The 14,320-nt window shown below is 70.3% G+C and carries 8 protein-coding genes and 1 pseudogene; 3 read left to right on the top strand and 6 right to left on the bottom strand.

What is annotated here, in order from left to right; all coding sequences use genetic code 11:
* Window positions 1-1,773, bottom strand: a complete 1,773-nt coding sequence (locus ACFWU9_RS22495) for a nickel-dependent hydrogenase large subunit (RefSeq protein ID WP_384321073.1) — start codon at window positions 1,771-1,773, stop codon at window positions 1-3.
* 113 nt (window positions 1,774-1,886) lie between these two features.
* A complete protein-coding gene (locus ACFWU9_RS22490) occupies window positions 1,887-2,942 on the bottom strand; it encodes a hydrogenase expression protein HypE (RefSeq protein ID WP_384321071.1) in 1,056 nt (351 codons plus the stop codon).
* A 187-nt stretch (window positions 2,943-3,129) separates the two neighbouring features.
* On the opposite strand from ACFWU9_RS22490, the gene hypA reads away from it, so the two are divergent.
* Both hypA and hypB read left to right on the top strand, forming a co-directional pair.
* The gene (hypA, locus tag ACFWU9_RS22485) at window positions 3,130-3,459 is read left to right on the top strand and encodes a hydrogenase maturation nickel metallochaperone HypA (RefSeq protein WP_384321069.1); all 330 of its coding nucleotides are present in this window, start codon (window positions 3,130-3,132) and stop codon (window positions 3,457-3,459) included.
* A 3-nt stretch (window positions 3,460-3,462) separates the two neighbouring features.
* Window positions 3,463-4,323: a hydrogenase nickel incorporation protein HypB gene (hypB, locus tag ACFWU9_RS22480; RefSeq protein ID WP_384321067.1), complete on the top strand. Its 861-nt coding sequence runs from the start codon at window positions 3,463-3,465 to the stop codon at window positions 4,321-4,323.
* Window positions 4,324-4,344: 21 nt separating this feature from the next.
* Here the strand turns inward: hypB and ACFWU9_RS22475 are convergent, their stop codons facing one another.
* The gene (locus tag ACFWU9_RS22475) at window positions 4,345-6,861 is read right to left on the bottom strand and encodes an alpha-L-fucosidase (RefSeq protein WP_384321065.1); all 2,517 of its coding nucleotides are present in this window, start codon (window positions 6,859-6,861) and stop codon (window positions 4,345-4,347) included.
* Between the two features lie 431 nt (window positions 6,862-7,292).
* Here ACFWU9_RS22475 and ACFWU9_RS22470 point away from each other — a divergent pair, with 431 nt between their 5' ends.
* Window positions 7,293-7,553 carry a hypothetical protein gene (locus tag ACFWU9_RS22470; protein ID WP_384321063.1) on the top strand — a complete coding sequence of 87 codons (261 nt, stop codon included), beginning with the start codon at window positions 7,293-7,295 and terminating at the stop codon, window positions 7,551-7,553.
* Window positions 7,554-7,654: 101 nt separating this feature from the next.
* Here the strand turns inward: ACFWU9_RS22470 and ACFWU9_RS22465 are convergent, their stop codons facing one another.
* From ACFWU9_RS22465 to ACFWU9_RS22455, 3 genes and pseudogenes are all read right to left on the bottom strand, one after another.
* Entirely contained in the window at window positions 7,655-8,476 is an 822-nt protein-coding gene (locus ACFWU9_RS22465) for an endo alpha-1,4 polygalactosaminidase (protein ID WP_384321061.1), read from the bottom strand.
* 262 nt (window positions 8,477-8,738) lie between these two features.
* Window positions 8,739-11,483, bottom strand: coding sequence for an alpha-mannosidase (locus ACFWU9_RS22460; RefSeq protein ID WP_384321059.1), 2,745 nt, complete (start codon window positions 11,481-11,483; stop codon window positions 8,739-8,741).
* Window positions 11,480-14,230, bottom strand: a pseudogene (locus tag ACFWU9_RS22455) (glycoside hydrolase family 2 TIM barrel-domain containing protein); the annotation flags it as partial. The pseudogene ACFWU9_RS22455 and the gene ACFWU9_RS22460, both read right to left, overlap by 4 nt.
* Window positions 14,231-14,320 lie beyond the last annotated feature (90 nt).

Below are 14,320 nucleotides of genomic sequence, written 5' to 3'. Positions count from 1 at the left end.
TCACTCACTGCCCGCGGACTGCGTGGGCGAGTGCAGCAGTTCCAGTTTCTTGCCCTCACCGAGATACATGTGCACGCCGCAGGGCAGACAGGGGTCGAAGCTGCGGACGGTACGCATGATGTCGATGCCCTTGAAGTTCTCCCGGTCGTTCTCCTCGAAGATCGGCTGGCCCTGCACCGCGTCCTCGTAGGGCCCCGGTGTGCCGTAGGAGTCACGCGGGCTCGCGTTCCAGGGGGTCGGCGGGTACGGGTGGTAGTTGGCGATCTTGCCGTCCCTGATCACCATGTGGTGCGAGAGCACCCCGCGTACGGCCTCGGTGAAGCCGCAGCCGACGCCCTCCTCCGGGACCTCGAACTTCTCCCACGTCTTGGTACGGCCGGCCCGGATCTCCACGAGCGCCTTCTCGGCGAAGTGCAGGGCGCAGGCCGCCGCGTACGCCTGGAAGTAGGTCCGCGCCCGGTTGCGCTCGATGGTGTTGCTCCAGCGCGGGACGTGCCACTCCAGCTCGACCGGGCCCTTGAGCGCCGTCTTGGGGAGGTTGATCTTCACGCTCTTGCCGGTGGCCTGGATGTAGCCGATGTCGACGAGGCCGGCCAGCGCGGTGACCCAGAGCCGGGCGAGCGGCCCGCCGCCGGTGTCGAGGGCGAGGTAGTCCTGGCCGTCGAACCAGCGGGGGGACATGACCCAGCTGTACTTGTCGCCCAGGTCGCGCTTCTGCGGCTGGGGGTTGGTGTGCTGGTTCCACGGGTGGCGCCGGTCGACCGGGTTGCCGAGCGGGTCGTGGCTCACGAACATCTCCTGTTCGTCCCAGTCGTTGTAGTACGACGAGCCGAGCAGGATGCGGATGCCGAGGTTGATCTTCACGAGGTCGGTGGTGACGAGCTTGCCGTCCACGACGACGCCGGGGGTCACGTACATCTTCCGACCCCAGTCGGTCATGTCCTTGTACTCGAAGTTGCAGTGCTCCGGGTCCTGGAAGGAGCCCCAGCAGCCCAGCAGGATACGGCGGTTGCCGACCTCCTCGTAGCCGGGGAGCGCCTCGTAGAAGAAGTCGAAGAGGTCGTCGTGCATGGGCACGACCTTCTTCATGAACTCCACGTAGCGCTGGAGGCGGGTGATGTAGTCCGTCATGAGCTGGATGGTCGCCACCGTGCCCACCCCGCCGGGGTAGAGCGTGGAGGGGTGCACATGGCGGCCCTCCATGAGGCAGAACATCTCGCGGGTCATACGGCTGACCTGGAGGGCCTCGCGGTAGAACTCGCCCGTGAAGGGGTTCAGCGACCGCATGATGTCGCCGATGGTCTTGTACCCGTGGTCCTCGGCGTGCGGGGAGTTGGTGCGGTTGGCCAGTTCGAGTACGCCGGGATTGGTCTCGGCGACCATCTTCTCGCAGTAGTCGACCCCGACCAGATTCTCCTGGAAGATGTTGTGGTCGAACATGTACTCGGCGGCCTCGCCGAGATTCACGATCCACTCGCCCAGATGCGGCGGCTTCACGCCGTACGCCATGTTCTGCGCGTAGCAGGAACAGGTGGCGTGGTTGTCACCGCAGATTCCGCAGATCCGGCTGGTGATGAAGTGGGCGTCGCGCGGGTCCTTGCCCTTCATGAAGACCGAGTAGCCGCGGAAGATCGAGCTGGTGCTGTGGCACTCGGCGACGACCCGCTGCTTGAAGTCGATCTTCGTGTAGATACCCAGACTCCCGACGATTCGGGTGATGGGGTCCCACGCCATCTCCACCAGTTCGTCTCTGCCCTGGCTCGTCGCCGTCATGGGGCCGCCTCTTCTTTCCGTTTCGGTTTCGTGGAGCGGTGAGTTACCAGGTGGTTTCCAGGTGAGTGCCCCATCGGCCGCCGGGTCGCCGGCCGATGGGGCATTTCGCAGGATTACCAGGTGCGGGTGGCGCCGGTGGTGAGTTCCTTGCCGCGCTTACGCCACTTCGGTTCACGGTCGAGCGTGTGGGTGGTGAGATGACGCAGTCGGCGCATCGTCGCCCCGTACATTCCAACGGCATTCGTGGAGAGTTTCCCGCCGGGGGGCTCGTCCATGAACGGCATGAATTTGTCGGGGAATCCGGGCATGGTGCAGCCGATACAGATTCCGCCGACGTTGGGGCAGCCGCCGATGCCGTTCATCCAGCCGCGCTTGGGCACGTTGCACTTCACGGCGGGACCCCAGCAGCCCAGTTTGACGATGCACTTGGGCGAGCCGTACTCCGTGGCGAAGTCACCCTGCTCGTAGTACCCGGCCCGGTCGCAGCCCTCGTGGACGGTCTGGCCGAACAGCCAGGTCGGCCGCAGCTCGTCGTCGAGGGGGATCATCGGGGCCTGGTCGGTGGCCATGTAGAGCAGATAGGTGAGCGTCTCCGAGAGGTTGTCCGGCTGGATGGGGCAGCCGGGGACGTTCACGATGGGGATCCCGGCCTTGGACTTCCAGTCCCAGCCCAGGTAGTCGGGGACTCCCATGGCACCGGTGGGGTTGCCCGCCATGGCGTGGATGCCGCCGTACGTGGCGCAGGTGCCGGCCGCGACGATCGCGGTGGCCTTGGGCGCCAGCCGGTCGAGCCACTCGCTGGTGGTCATCGGCTGACCGGTGGCCGGGTCGTTGCCGAAGCCGCACCAGTAACCCTCCTCGTGCAGCCGCTCGTTGGGAATCGAGCCCTCGACGACCAGGACGAAGGGTTCGAGTTCGCCGCGATCGGCCTTGAAGAACCACTCCAGGAAATCGTCGGCGCCGCCGTTGGGGCCGCACTCGAAATCGATCAGCGGCCAGTGCACGGCGATCTGCGGCAGACCGGGCAGCGCGCCGAGTGCGATCTCCTCGATGCTGGGCTGGGTCGCCGCGGTCAGCGCGACCGAATCCCCGTCACAGCTCAGTCCGGCATTGATCCACAGCACGTGGATCAACGTGTCCTCGGCTTTTTTCGCCGCTTCTGTCGGCATAGCACCGCTGCCTTCCGGGATTGGCCCACCCGATACCCATGAATCCCATGGGTGTGGCGTCACTCACATTGCTACCATCTAGGATCCGGCTGAGCGTTCTGTCAACACGAGTTTCGTCCGGGCGGCCCTGCTTTTGCGCCCGGCGATTCTGGTCCGGTTGGGTGACTTGAGGAAGGCCGGTCGGTCGGTGCACGAATTGTCGATCACACAGAGCATTGTCGACGCGGTATGTGAGCGGGCGGCGGGAAAACGGGTACGTACCGTCAGTGTCAGGGTGGGAATGCTGACCGCCGTGGTGCCCGACTCCATGCGTTTCTGCTTCGATCTGACCACGGCCGGCACGGTCGCGGAAGGCGCGTCGCTCGAAATCGAACAGCCGCCGGGAACGGCCCGCTGCCGGGCGTGTTCGGAGGACTTCACGCTGGCGGATCTTGTATTGCTGTGTCCGTGCGGGAGCGCCGATGTGGAGATCACGTCGGGACAGGAACTCCAGATCGTCTCCATGAGAGTGGGCTGACCTATGTGCGGTACGTGCGGTTGCTCGGGCGGAAGCGAAGGCGGCACCGGGACGCGGATCGCCCTACCTCATTCCCCTCCGCACGAGGGCGATCACGAGCACGAGCACGCGCCCGGACACACGCACGGTCCCGGGCAGGCGCACGATCACGTCCACGAGCACGCCGAGCCGCACCACGGCCACGCGGCGCCGGTCGCGATCCGCGTCGCGGAGGAGGGCCCCGAGACCGTCACCCTCGAACAGCGGGTCCTCGCCAAGAACGAGGAGCTGGCCGCCCGTAACCGCTCGTGGCTCGCCGAGCGGGGCATCGTGGCGGTGAACCTGATGAGTTCGCCCGGCGCCGGCAAGACCACCCTCCTCGAACGCACCATCCGGGACTTCGCCGGGCTGCGCCCGGTCTCCGTCGTCGAGGGCGACCAGGAGACGATGCTCGACGCCGACCGGATCAGACGCGCGGGCAGCACCGTCGTCCAGGTCAACACCGGCGCGGGATGCCATCTCGACGCGGAGATGATGCGGGACGCGCTCACCACCCTGGCCCCGGTGTCCGGATCCCTCGTCCTGGTCGAGAACGTCGGCAATCTGGTCTGCCCCGCGCTCTTCGACCTCGGCGAGGGCAGCCGCGTCGTGATCATCTCGGTCACCGAGGGCACGGACAAGCCGCTCAAGTACCCCTATATGTTCGCCGCCGCGGATCTGGTGATCATCAACAAGATCGATCTCCTGCCGTACGTCGACTTCGACGTCGCACGCTGCGAGGAGTACGCCCGTTCGGTCAACCCGGGCCTGCGGCTGCTGACGGTGTCGGCGACCACCGGAGAGGGCATGCGCGACTGGTACGACTGGGTGGCCGAGCGGTACTGAGCCCCCTCGGCCACCCCGTTCCTACTCGCTCCGGCGGGCCCGGACCACGACCTCCGTCAGGGACAGCGGGTTCGTCGCGGACGCCAGTTGCACCCGTACGTAGCGGCCCTTCGCTCCGCCGAGATCCACGGCCGTGGGGCGGCCCGCCCGGTCCTCCCGATGGACGGCGGTCACCCCCGGCGCGGTGCGCGCCTCGTCCAGCGAGTCGGTCGTGAACGGGGTGTCGGAGACCAGCAGCCAGTAGTCGGCCAGGCGTTCGGCGCAGCAGTCGGTACGGTTCCAGATCTCGACCGTGTCGATGGTGTGGGAACGCTCCAGATCCACCTGCCACCAGGCCTGGTCGGACGGTTCGGCCGTGTGGGTGGTGGTGTTGTCGCGCAGGTAGTCCCCGGCCGTGTTCCCGTCCACCGCGCGGCTCGCGACCCCGTCCCACGCGGTGCTCGACTGGGTGGCCGTCCGGTCGCGCGCCACGTTGGGCAGGACGACGTCGACAGTGCCGGTGAGTTCCAGGACCCGCCGTCCGGCGCCGGTCAGCACGGTCTCCAGACCGGCCGGGCCGGTCGTGGAGTCGGCCGGTACCGACACCGGGGCCGTGACGGTGTGGGTACGGCCGGTCGTCAGACCGCTGAACGTCACCGCTCCGCCGGTGGTCCAGCCGTCGGGTGCCCGCAGCGCGAGGGTGCCGCGCGCCGTGTCGCGGCCGAGGTTGGTCACATGGACCGGAACGCCGGTCACCGTCCCGACCGTGAGCCGCTCCGGTGCCCGGGCCCAGGAGACGACGCTTCCGGTGGGCGCGACGAGCACCGCGTCGAGACTCAGCCCGAGGTCCTCGCCCGCGTGTTCGGGCCGCGCGAGGGTGAGGGTCACGGGGGTGACCTGGCGGGGTCGTACGGGGAAGGGGCCGATCGCCTCCCGGGTCAGGTCCTCGCCCTTCACCAGCCGGGTGCGCTCGCCGACCCGGACGCGGTAGAGCGCGTCGGGGCGGGCCTCGCCCTGTACGGCCAGGGAGACCTGTCCGGCGTGGTCGGCGGTGACGTAACCGGTGTGGCGGACGGTGGTCCGCCGGGTGCTGGGGTAGCTGCCGTCGTCGGCGTAGCTGTAGCCGTCCTCGAAGTCCCCCGCGCCGAGGACCACGGCGCCGTTGCCGCCGGAGTCGGCGCGGCCGAGGGAGACGGTGCCCGGCGGGACGACGCGGAGTTCGCCGCCGAGTTCGACCTTGATCACGGGGAGCACCTGGTCGAGCGGCGTGCCCGGGAGCGTGACGATCAGATCGTCACCGTCCCGGCGCCAGTCGAGCCGCTGCCGCGCGCCGTCCTCGCCGACCGTGGTCACGGAGGTGGCCAGGCCGGGCAGGCGCAGTTCCCCCGACTCGGGCCAGTCGGTCACGTGCAGGAACAGGTCGCGGTCCTTGACCGTCACCTCGCCCCAGGGCTGGCCGCCGAACCGGGTGGCGGAGGCGTCGAGCACGGCGTCGGGGTGGCGGTCGAGCCAGTCGCCCATCCCGCGCAGGACGTCGGCCTCGAACTCGACCACGGAACCGTCGCCGCGCGGGCCGATGTTGAGCAGATAGTTGCCGCCGCGGGCCCGTACTCCGGTGAGTCCGACGACGAGGTCCCGGATCTTGCCGGGCAGGTCGTCACGGACCTGCCAGCTGCGGTAGCCCCAGGTGTCGTGGTAGATGGACGCGGGGGTCTGCCAGGCGCCGTCGAGGGCGACGGACGGGATCTCGTTGTCGCCGAGGGTGCGGAAGTCGCCCTTGTTGTTCCACACTCGGCTGTTGACCGCCGCCCTCGGCTGGAGTTCGCGGACGATGCCGGCGAACTCCTCGCTCTGCGCGTCGGTGGGTGACGACATGTCGAACCACACTTCGGCGATGTCGCCGTAGTCGGTCATCAGCTCGCGGAGCTGCGCCTTGATCACGGGTTCCATCGAGGCGGGGATCGGATTGTTGTTGCCGCCGTCGAACTCATGGCCCTGGTGCCAGTCCACGAGGGAGAAGTAGAAGCCGAACTTCAGCCCCTGGCTTCGGCATTCGTCGGCCAGGGCCTTCAGCGGGTCCTTGCCGTAGGGGGTCGCGTCCGTCACGTCGTAGCCGGTGGTGGCGGTGTCGAACATGGAGAAGCCGTCGTGGTGCTTGCTGGTGATGACGACGTACCGCATCCCGGCCCGCTTCGCGAGCGAGCAGATACCTGCGGGGTCGAAGCGGTCGGGCCGGAAGCGGGCGGCGACGTCCAGATACTCCTCCTCGGAGATGTCGGCCCACATCTGGATCTGCTCGCTGTAGCCGGAGGTGACCGGCTCGCCCTCCCAGACACCGCCCAGTTCGGAGAAGAGGCCCCAGTGGATGAACATCCCGAACTGAAGGCGCTGCCAGGCCGCGAGGTCGCTGTCGGCGCTGAGATCGATGGCGCCGGGTATGCCTCGGACGGAGGGGCCCTCGGGCAGGTCCGCGGAGGTGGCGACGGCGGCGGGAGGGCTCGTCGCGACCGCTCCGGCCGCGAGCAGCAAGGCGAGCATGACGCCGATCAGCTTGCGCATTCCGACACTCCTCCGCGGGCGATCCCCTGGATACATCCGACCCTGAAGCCCCAATTGGCGGCTTTGCTCCCACATTTGACCGCCTGCCAGAGCAACAGATCGGATGTTAGAGGCGAGTCGGTCCGACGTCACCCCCTCGGGCACGGCTCTCGCCTCGCGGTGTGCGCGAACGGGCGGGCGGACCCGCTGTCCCCCGGAAGGGTGGTCGCGGCGAAGCCGCCGGCTCTCCGGGGAGGGACTGATGAACCGTCCGGTCCCGGGTGGACGCATCGTTCCCGGGGCCGTGGTCCGCCGAGCCGGTCCGAACCGCGCCGGGCAGCGCGTCGACCGTCGTCTCACCGACCGACTGGGGTAACCATGAAACCGCCCCCAGACCGAGCGCCGATCCGGACCTCCCGGTGATCGGCCGTCCCCCACATCCAGGAGCAGTCATGACCACGGAGCAGGAAGCACTCGACGCCATCCACCACGCGTTCGGCGACAGCGCCCACGCCGAGGTGGCGACCTTCCCGGCGGGCAATGTGTCGATCACCCTCACCAAGGGGGAGCACGCCGCGACGATCGACGGACACCCGGAGAGCGGCTGGGGCTGGACCGTCGACCCCGGCGACGACGAGGGATTCAGCGGGCACGAGAACACCGCCGACACGCTGGACGAGGCGCTCGCGGACGTCCGCGCCTCCCTCATCTGAGCCACCCGGACGGTGCGGCGGCGAGGGACCCGGCCCATGGTCGCCGTCATCCTGGATTCGGGCGGCGTCGGCAATCCGGGGGACCGTCGGTGGCGAAGCGGTCAGCAGGTCTGACGCAGATGGCCTTCGTCGCCGGCGGGGACGACGTCCAGATCGCGGCGGACGATGCTGAGCCTGTCCTTCCAGCCCGCGCACGCGGTCGCCAGGCCCTTGACCGTGTACTCGACGACGATCACGTTGTCGCCGAAGTACTCGGTGAAGGAGTCGCACTCCTCGTACTCCCCGCACTCCTCGACGACGGCGAAGTCCAGTCCGGCCCCGTCGCGGAACTCGGCGAGGTCGGCGGTGTTCTTCTGGCCGATCGCCAGGCCCTCGCCGTGCGCGTGCTCCGAGAGCAGGGCGATGAAGGCCATGGCGGCGGAGGAGCCGAACCGCCCCCGGCTGCGCTCGTAACTGTCGTAGTTGTCGGGCTCCACGGCCTGGAAGCCGTCGTCCGCGCAGCCGTCGATCCAGCCGTTCACCTTGGCCGCGATCCGCTCGCGTTTGCCCTCGGTGCCGATGTCCAGGATGGCCTCGTCCCACTCCTCGTCGATGATGACGTCGCCGTTCCCGTCGCGGAGCAGAAGGTCCGGCTCCCACTCGTCCAGCTCGTCGGGCTGGACCTGGAAGGCGTTGACGTAACAGATGTTGTAGAGCCCGGGCGCCGGGGAGTCCTCCCGGTCCCGGCTGACGACGCCCACCCCGGCCGGGGGCGGATAGCCGCCGCCGATCTGGTAGTCGAACCCCGCGTGGGCCGGGGGCGGGGACGGGGCGGCGGACCGCGTACCCGTGGACGACGAGGCGAGGAGGGGCGTGATCAACGCGGCCGTGAGGGCCGCGACCGCGACGAGGAAGCGGCGGGAACGGGCGGGTGTGACGCTCACAGTCGAGCTCCGGGAGAGTGGGGGGTACCAGAGGCGATCGAGGGGTCCTTCACCGTGTCGACAGCCCCTCGGTCGGGAGGATCCGGCAGACCGTGGCGGGGGCGCCATGTCCGCTGTGACGACCACCCATTCTGGCCGAGTGCCCGCGAGTTCGCCGTGCGGCCCTCCATGATCGGGATCGCCGCCGCCCACCGTGCCCTTTACGGCGGGCGGCGTCCGTGGAGAGCATGTCGTGCGGGTGGTGTGATGCCCGGAGAGCGGCTCACCCGGAGAGGCGCACCGTCGCTATCTCCCAGGCCCGCAAGGGAATCCGGACGGTTCCGGCGTCGACAGCCGGCTCGTCGGCGGGCTCCGTACGGCTGTCGTCGCCGCCGAGAAGACCGACTCGGCGGGCGCCCGCGAACGCGCCGCGAACGACAGCGGTGACCGGCTCCGGCGAGGCCGCGACGAGGCGCATTTCCAGTTCTCCGTCACGGCGGCGAAGGCTGGTCATGACCGCGCCCTCGACCGAGGGGCCCCTCCCCGAGGTGGGCGGGGCTTCGAGCGGCCCCGTGCCGGGTGCGGCGTGCAGCGGGTGGCGGAAGTGTTCGCCCGCCTCGACGAGTCCCGCCTCGTGCCAGTCGCCCCTGTGCGGCAGCACGGCGAAGGAGACGGTGCTCGTACCCGTCATCTGGGCCGCCGGGACGGGGAGTTGCGGCCCGGCGGGCTCCGCGCGGTAGGGATGGATGTTGCGGCTGAGCCACCCGGTGCCGCGCAGGACCGTCAACGCGAGTTCACCGTCCAGGAGTTCGTACTCGCAGGCCTGCGTCAGCAGCAGTCCCGCACCGCCCGCGTCGACGAAGCCGTGCGCCGGGAACGTCGGGACGGGGCGCTCGCTGAAGCCGCCCTCCGCGGTGCGCCCGCGTTCGACCACCGCGAACTGCCCTTCGGCGTACGAGGACGTGGCCGGCCTCGCGAGCGGCACATGGCAGCGCACCCGGTGGTCGAGCGAGGCGTTGTCCAGGGTCAGATCGAGACGGACGAAGGGCTCCCCCGCCCGTAGTTCGACATCGAGGCGGACACTCCCCCGCCGGGTCGTGGCCGTACGCCGGTCGGCCGTCCGGTCCACGGCCTCGGGCCAGTCGTACACGCGCTCCACGGTCAGCGAGGCACGCAGCGGGCCCCCGACGGCGGCGGAGACGCGCAGCGAGCGGGGGGTCTCGACGAGCCGGTCCGTGCCGGGCGGGGCGTAGTTGTAGCTGTCGCCCCGGTCGCCTCCGTCGACGATGCGGCCGACGCCGTCGAGTACGGTCCCGTCGGCGGCCGTGACGCGCAGCGTGCCGTCGTCCAGGGCCGTGACGGTGACCAGGCCGTTCGACAGGGTCCGGCCCTCGGCACGTACGGGCCCCGCCTCGGGTCGCGCGTCCGTCCGCTCGACGGGCCGGCCGCCCCGCACCGGGCGCAGCGATGTCCAGCCGAGTGCCGGTACCCGGGCCAGACAGGTGACCGTGCGATGCGCGGCCCGGGTGATGCGGACCGTCCAGTCGCCGCTCGCGCCTGTCACTGCGGCGCGGACGGCCTCCACGTCGAAGGGTGCGTCGCCGCCGTGGCGGGCCACGCCGAATTCCAGTACGCGCCGCTCGTTGTCGCAGCTCCAGTGCGTGATCTCGCTGCCGAACAGCTCCCGCCCGTGGACGCGTGGCAGGAAGGCGGGCAGTTCCTCACCGGGCATGGCCTCGGAGAGCAGAATCCGCTCCGCGCGCACGTCGGTCTGGGCGGGGAGCCTGCTGCCGTCGGGCAGTTCGACCGCGATGTCCTCCCACTCGTCGGGGACTTCGAGATCGACGGTGACCAGGTCCTCCCGGACGGCCGGGGTGGGATTGAGTACGAGTACGGCGTCCCGCGACACCTTCCGTGCGAGGCCCCCGGCGACCCTGTCCCGTACGGCCTGACCGAGGTGTCCGGCCTCGCTGATACGGGCGAACACCTGGGTGGCCGTCTCGTCCACGCCGCATCCGGTGACGGAGTCGTGGCCCGAGGCGTCGATCAGCCGCCACCAGGCCATGTCGAGGAGCTTCCCGGGCCACTCGGCGGACCAGAGCGCGGCGAAGGGCTCGGCGTAGCGCTCGACAAGACGCTCGGAGCGTGCCAGCGCCTGCTTCAGATGAGGGCGTACGGAGAGCACACCGGGCAGGATGTTCGCGTGGGCGTGGCTGCGCAGTTCGCCTTCCACGACGGGCAACGACCGGTCGTGGGGGTCGCGTTCACCGATGTACTCGGCGAGGGTGGTGATCCGTACGTCGACCTCCGCCGGGTCCAGGTCGGCGACCAGCTTGACGAGGGAGCCGACCGGGGCCGAGTGGTCGGTGCCGTACATCGCGAGGACCGGGTCGGTGCCGAAGTCGGGTGTCAGCCGCCTGCCGAGGTCGGCCATGCGCGCGGCGAAGTGTCCGGGGTCGGAGAAGACGTAGGCGGCGTTGCCGTAGCCGCCGGCGAGGTATTCGGTCCGTACGGAGCTGCCGTCGGGTGCCTGCCAGCGGAAGGCGTGGCCGGGTACGCCCGCCGGGACTCCGCGCCATACGCAGGCGTGGTCGAGACCGGCGGCGGAGAGGATCTGCGGCATCTGGGCGCAGTGGCCGAACATGTCGGGGAGGTAGCCGACGGGCATGGGGCTGCCCAGTTCGGTGGCGCGCCGGTGGCCGAGTTCCAGGTTGCGGACGATGTTCTCGCCGGAGCAGAGGAACTCGTCGAGGAGGATCTGCCAGGGTCCGACGGCCAGTTGGCCGCGCCGGACCAGCCTCAGTACGCGGTCGCGGTGTTCCGGGCGTACCTCCAGATAGTCGTCCACGGCGGCCATCTGGCCGTCCAGGGTGAAGCGGAAGCGTTCGTCCGCCTCCGCCCGGTCCAGGACCTCGTCGAGCAGATCGACCAGACGCAGCCGGAAACGCTGGAAGGGCTCGTACCATTCGCGGTCCCAATGGGTGTGCGGGACGAGCGAGACGGTGGGGACGTGGGCGCGGGCGGTCATCGGGACGGTGTCTCCTCTGTGCGCGGGTCCGAGGGGGTGAAGGTGAGCGTGAGGGAGGCGCTGTCCGGGTGCAGGCGGTACCGGGGCAGGACGCCGGGGCCGCAGGAGGCCGACCCGAGTCCGTTCTGCGCGAGGTCGAGGTTGAGGACGATTCCGTCGCCGGGGACGAGGTCGGTGGCGCGGGTGGCGGCGTCGAGCTGTTCGGAGGTCCAGCGGCGGGCGGTGAAGGCGAAGGCCGGTTCACCGTCGACGCGCAGGCCCGCGCCGTCGGCGGAGGTCAGGTTCAGCCACCGCAGGTCGATACGGTTCCCGTTCTCCTGCGGGAAGACGTACGGGGTCTGAAGGGCGTCCACGGTGCTGGTGAAGCGGCCGATCCGGGCGGCCTGGCGGCTGTCGGCGTACGCCTCACCCGGTCCCCGCCCGAACCACTCGACGCGGTCGAGCGCGGCGGGCAGGGCCATGCGCACACCGAGCCTCGGCAGTGTGGGGGGCCAGTCGCCCTCGGGCTCGACGTCCAGCTCCAGCCGCAGACGGTGGAGGTCCCCGCTCCAGCGGTAGTCGGCGCGCATACCGAAGCCGAGACCGGGCGGGGCGACCCGCGTGCGTACGAGGAGGGCGTCGCCGAGGGGTTCGACGCCGACGACGCGGTGCTGCAACCGGTGCAGGCCGGCGGCCCGCCACCGGGCTTCCTCGGGGTCGTCGGAGCCGCGGTCGTTGTCGGTGGGGGCACGCCACAGGTCGAGCCGGGGCCCGTCGACGGGCAGGCCGCCGAGTGCGGTGAGCCGTCCGGTCACCGGGTCGAACTCGCCGGGTCCCAGGCGCAGCGAGGCGCCGCTCAGCCGCGGGGCCGCGCCGGAGGCGGGGGTGACGGTGGCCGGTCGGAGGGCGGCCGGTCCAGTGGCCGGGGTGGCGGTGGCCGGTCCGGACGCCGGGGTGGCGGTGGCCGGTTCGCCGGCGACGCGCGTCTGGCCCCAGGCCACCACATGACCGACCGGCGCCCACGCGGTGTCGGCGGCGAGCGCGGCCCGTACGGTGAGCCAGCTCTCCGCGCCGGTGGGGGGAAGGTCGGGCAGGGGCAGGTCGGCGCCGCCGCCCGCGGCGACCGGCGGCACGGTGAGCGGGCCCCGCGCGACCTCGATCCCCTCCTCCTCCAGCACCCAGGAGAAGTCGAGATGGGCCGTCGACAGGAGGTCGTAGTGGTTGGTGACGCGCAGCGCGCCGTCGGCTCCGGCGATCCGCACCGGTTCGAAGACCTTCGCGAACTCGGCGAGGGCGGGCGACGGGGTGCGGTCGGGATGGACCAGTCCGTCGATGACGAAGTTGCCGTCGTGCAGCGGCTCACCGAAATCGCCGCCGTACGCGAAGTAGGCGCGGCCCTGGTCGTCGCGCCGGGCGATCCCGTGGTCGAGCCACTCCCAGACGAAGCCGCCCTGGCAGCGCGGGTGGCGTTCGAACAGCTCGCGGTACTCCAGCAGGCCGCCGGGGCCGTTGCCCATCGCGTGGCCGAACTCGCAGAGGATGAAGGGCCGTTCACGGACGCGTTGATGCCCTTCGACGCCCTGTCCGATACGGTCCACCACCTCGTGGCTCGCGTACATCCGGCTGTGGACGTCGGTGTACGAGCAGTCGGTGTCGCCCTCGTAGTGCACGGGGCGGGTGGGGTCGCGCCGGTGGGTCCACTCGGCGGCGGCGGCGAGGTTACGGCCGGTGCCCGCCTCGTTGCCGAGCGACCACATCACGACCGAGGGGTGGTTCTTGTCCCGCTCGACCATGCGGCGCATACGGTCCGCGATGGCGTCCGCCCACCGGGGGTCGTCGCTGGGATTGCCCCGCCAGTCGAGTGCGGAGAAGCCGTGGGTCTCCAGGTCGTTCTCGTCGACGACCCAGAGTCCGTAGGTGTCGCACAGGTCCAGGAACGCGGAGTCGGGCGGATAGTGGCTGGTGCGGACGGCGTTGACGTTGTGCCGTTTCATCAGCTCGATGTCGGCGACGGCGAACTCGCGGGGTACGACACGTCCCGACTCGGGGTGGAATTCATGCCGGTTGACGCCCCGGAAGACGATGCGGCGGCCGTTGACGGTGAGTTGGCCGTCCTTGACGGCGACGGTGCGGAAGCCGATTCGGACCGGTACGCGCTCGGTCTCGGTGTGGATCTCGCCCTCGTACAGCCGGGGTTCCTCGGCGCTCCACGGCTCGACACCGGGTATCTCGGCCTGTTCACCGGCGGGCAGGGCGACGATGCCGAGCTCGGGGACGCTGACGCGTACGCCGCTGTCGGCGTCGACGCAGAGCGTGCCGCGTGCGGTGAGGTGGTCGTATCCGGCGTCGACGGTGAAGTCCCGTACCCCGCCCGCCGGTCGGGCGAGCAGGGTGACATCGCGGAAGATGCCGGACAGCCACCACATGTCCTGGTCCTCGAGGTAGCTGCCCGCGGACCACTGGTGGACGCGGACGGCGAGCAGATTGCCGCGCCGTCGCAGCAGTGGGCCGACGTCGAACTCCGTGGGCAGCCTGCTGCCCTTGGTCACGCCCAGCTCGACGCCGTTGAGCCAGACGCGCCCGCAGGAGTCGATGCCGTCGAACCGCAGGACGGCGGGCCCGGCAGACCAGTCGTCGGGCAGGTCGAAGACGAGGCGGTGGTCGCCGGTCGGGTTGTCGGAGGGCACATGCGGCGGGTCGACCGGGAAGGGGTAGCGCACGTTGGTGTAAGCGGGAGCGCCGTGGGGCGCCCACACCCACAAGGCCGGCCCCCCGGGGTGGGGGCCCCCCCCCCCGCAGGATTAGTGCCCGGAGTTACCCACCCGCGCCCCCCCCCCCCCCCCGGGGATCAAGAACCC

Origin of the sequence: Streptomyces sp. NPDC058653, assembly GCF_042716895.1 — a bacterium.
Lineage (GTDB): Bacteria > Actinomycetota > Actinomycetes > Streptomycetales > Streptomycetaceae > Streptomyces.
Note: the sequence above shows the minus strand (reverse complement) of the source record. Positions and strands in the feature narration are given on the sequence as shown.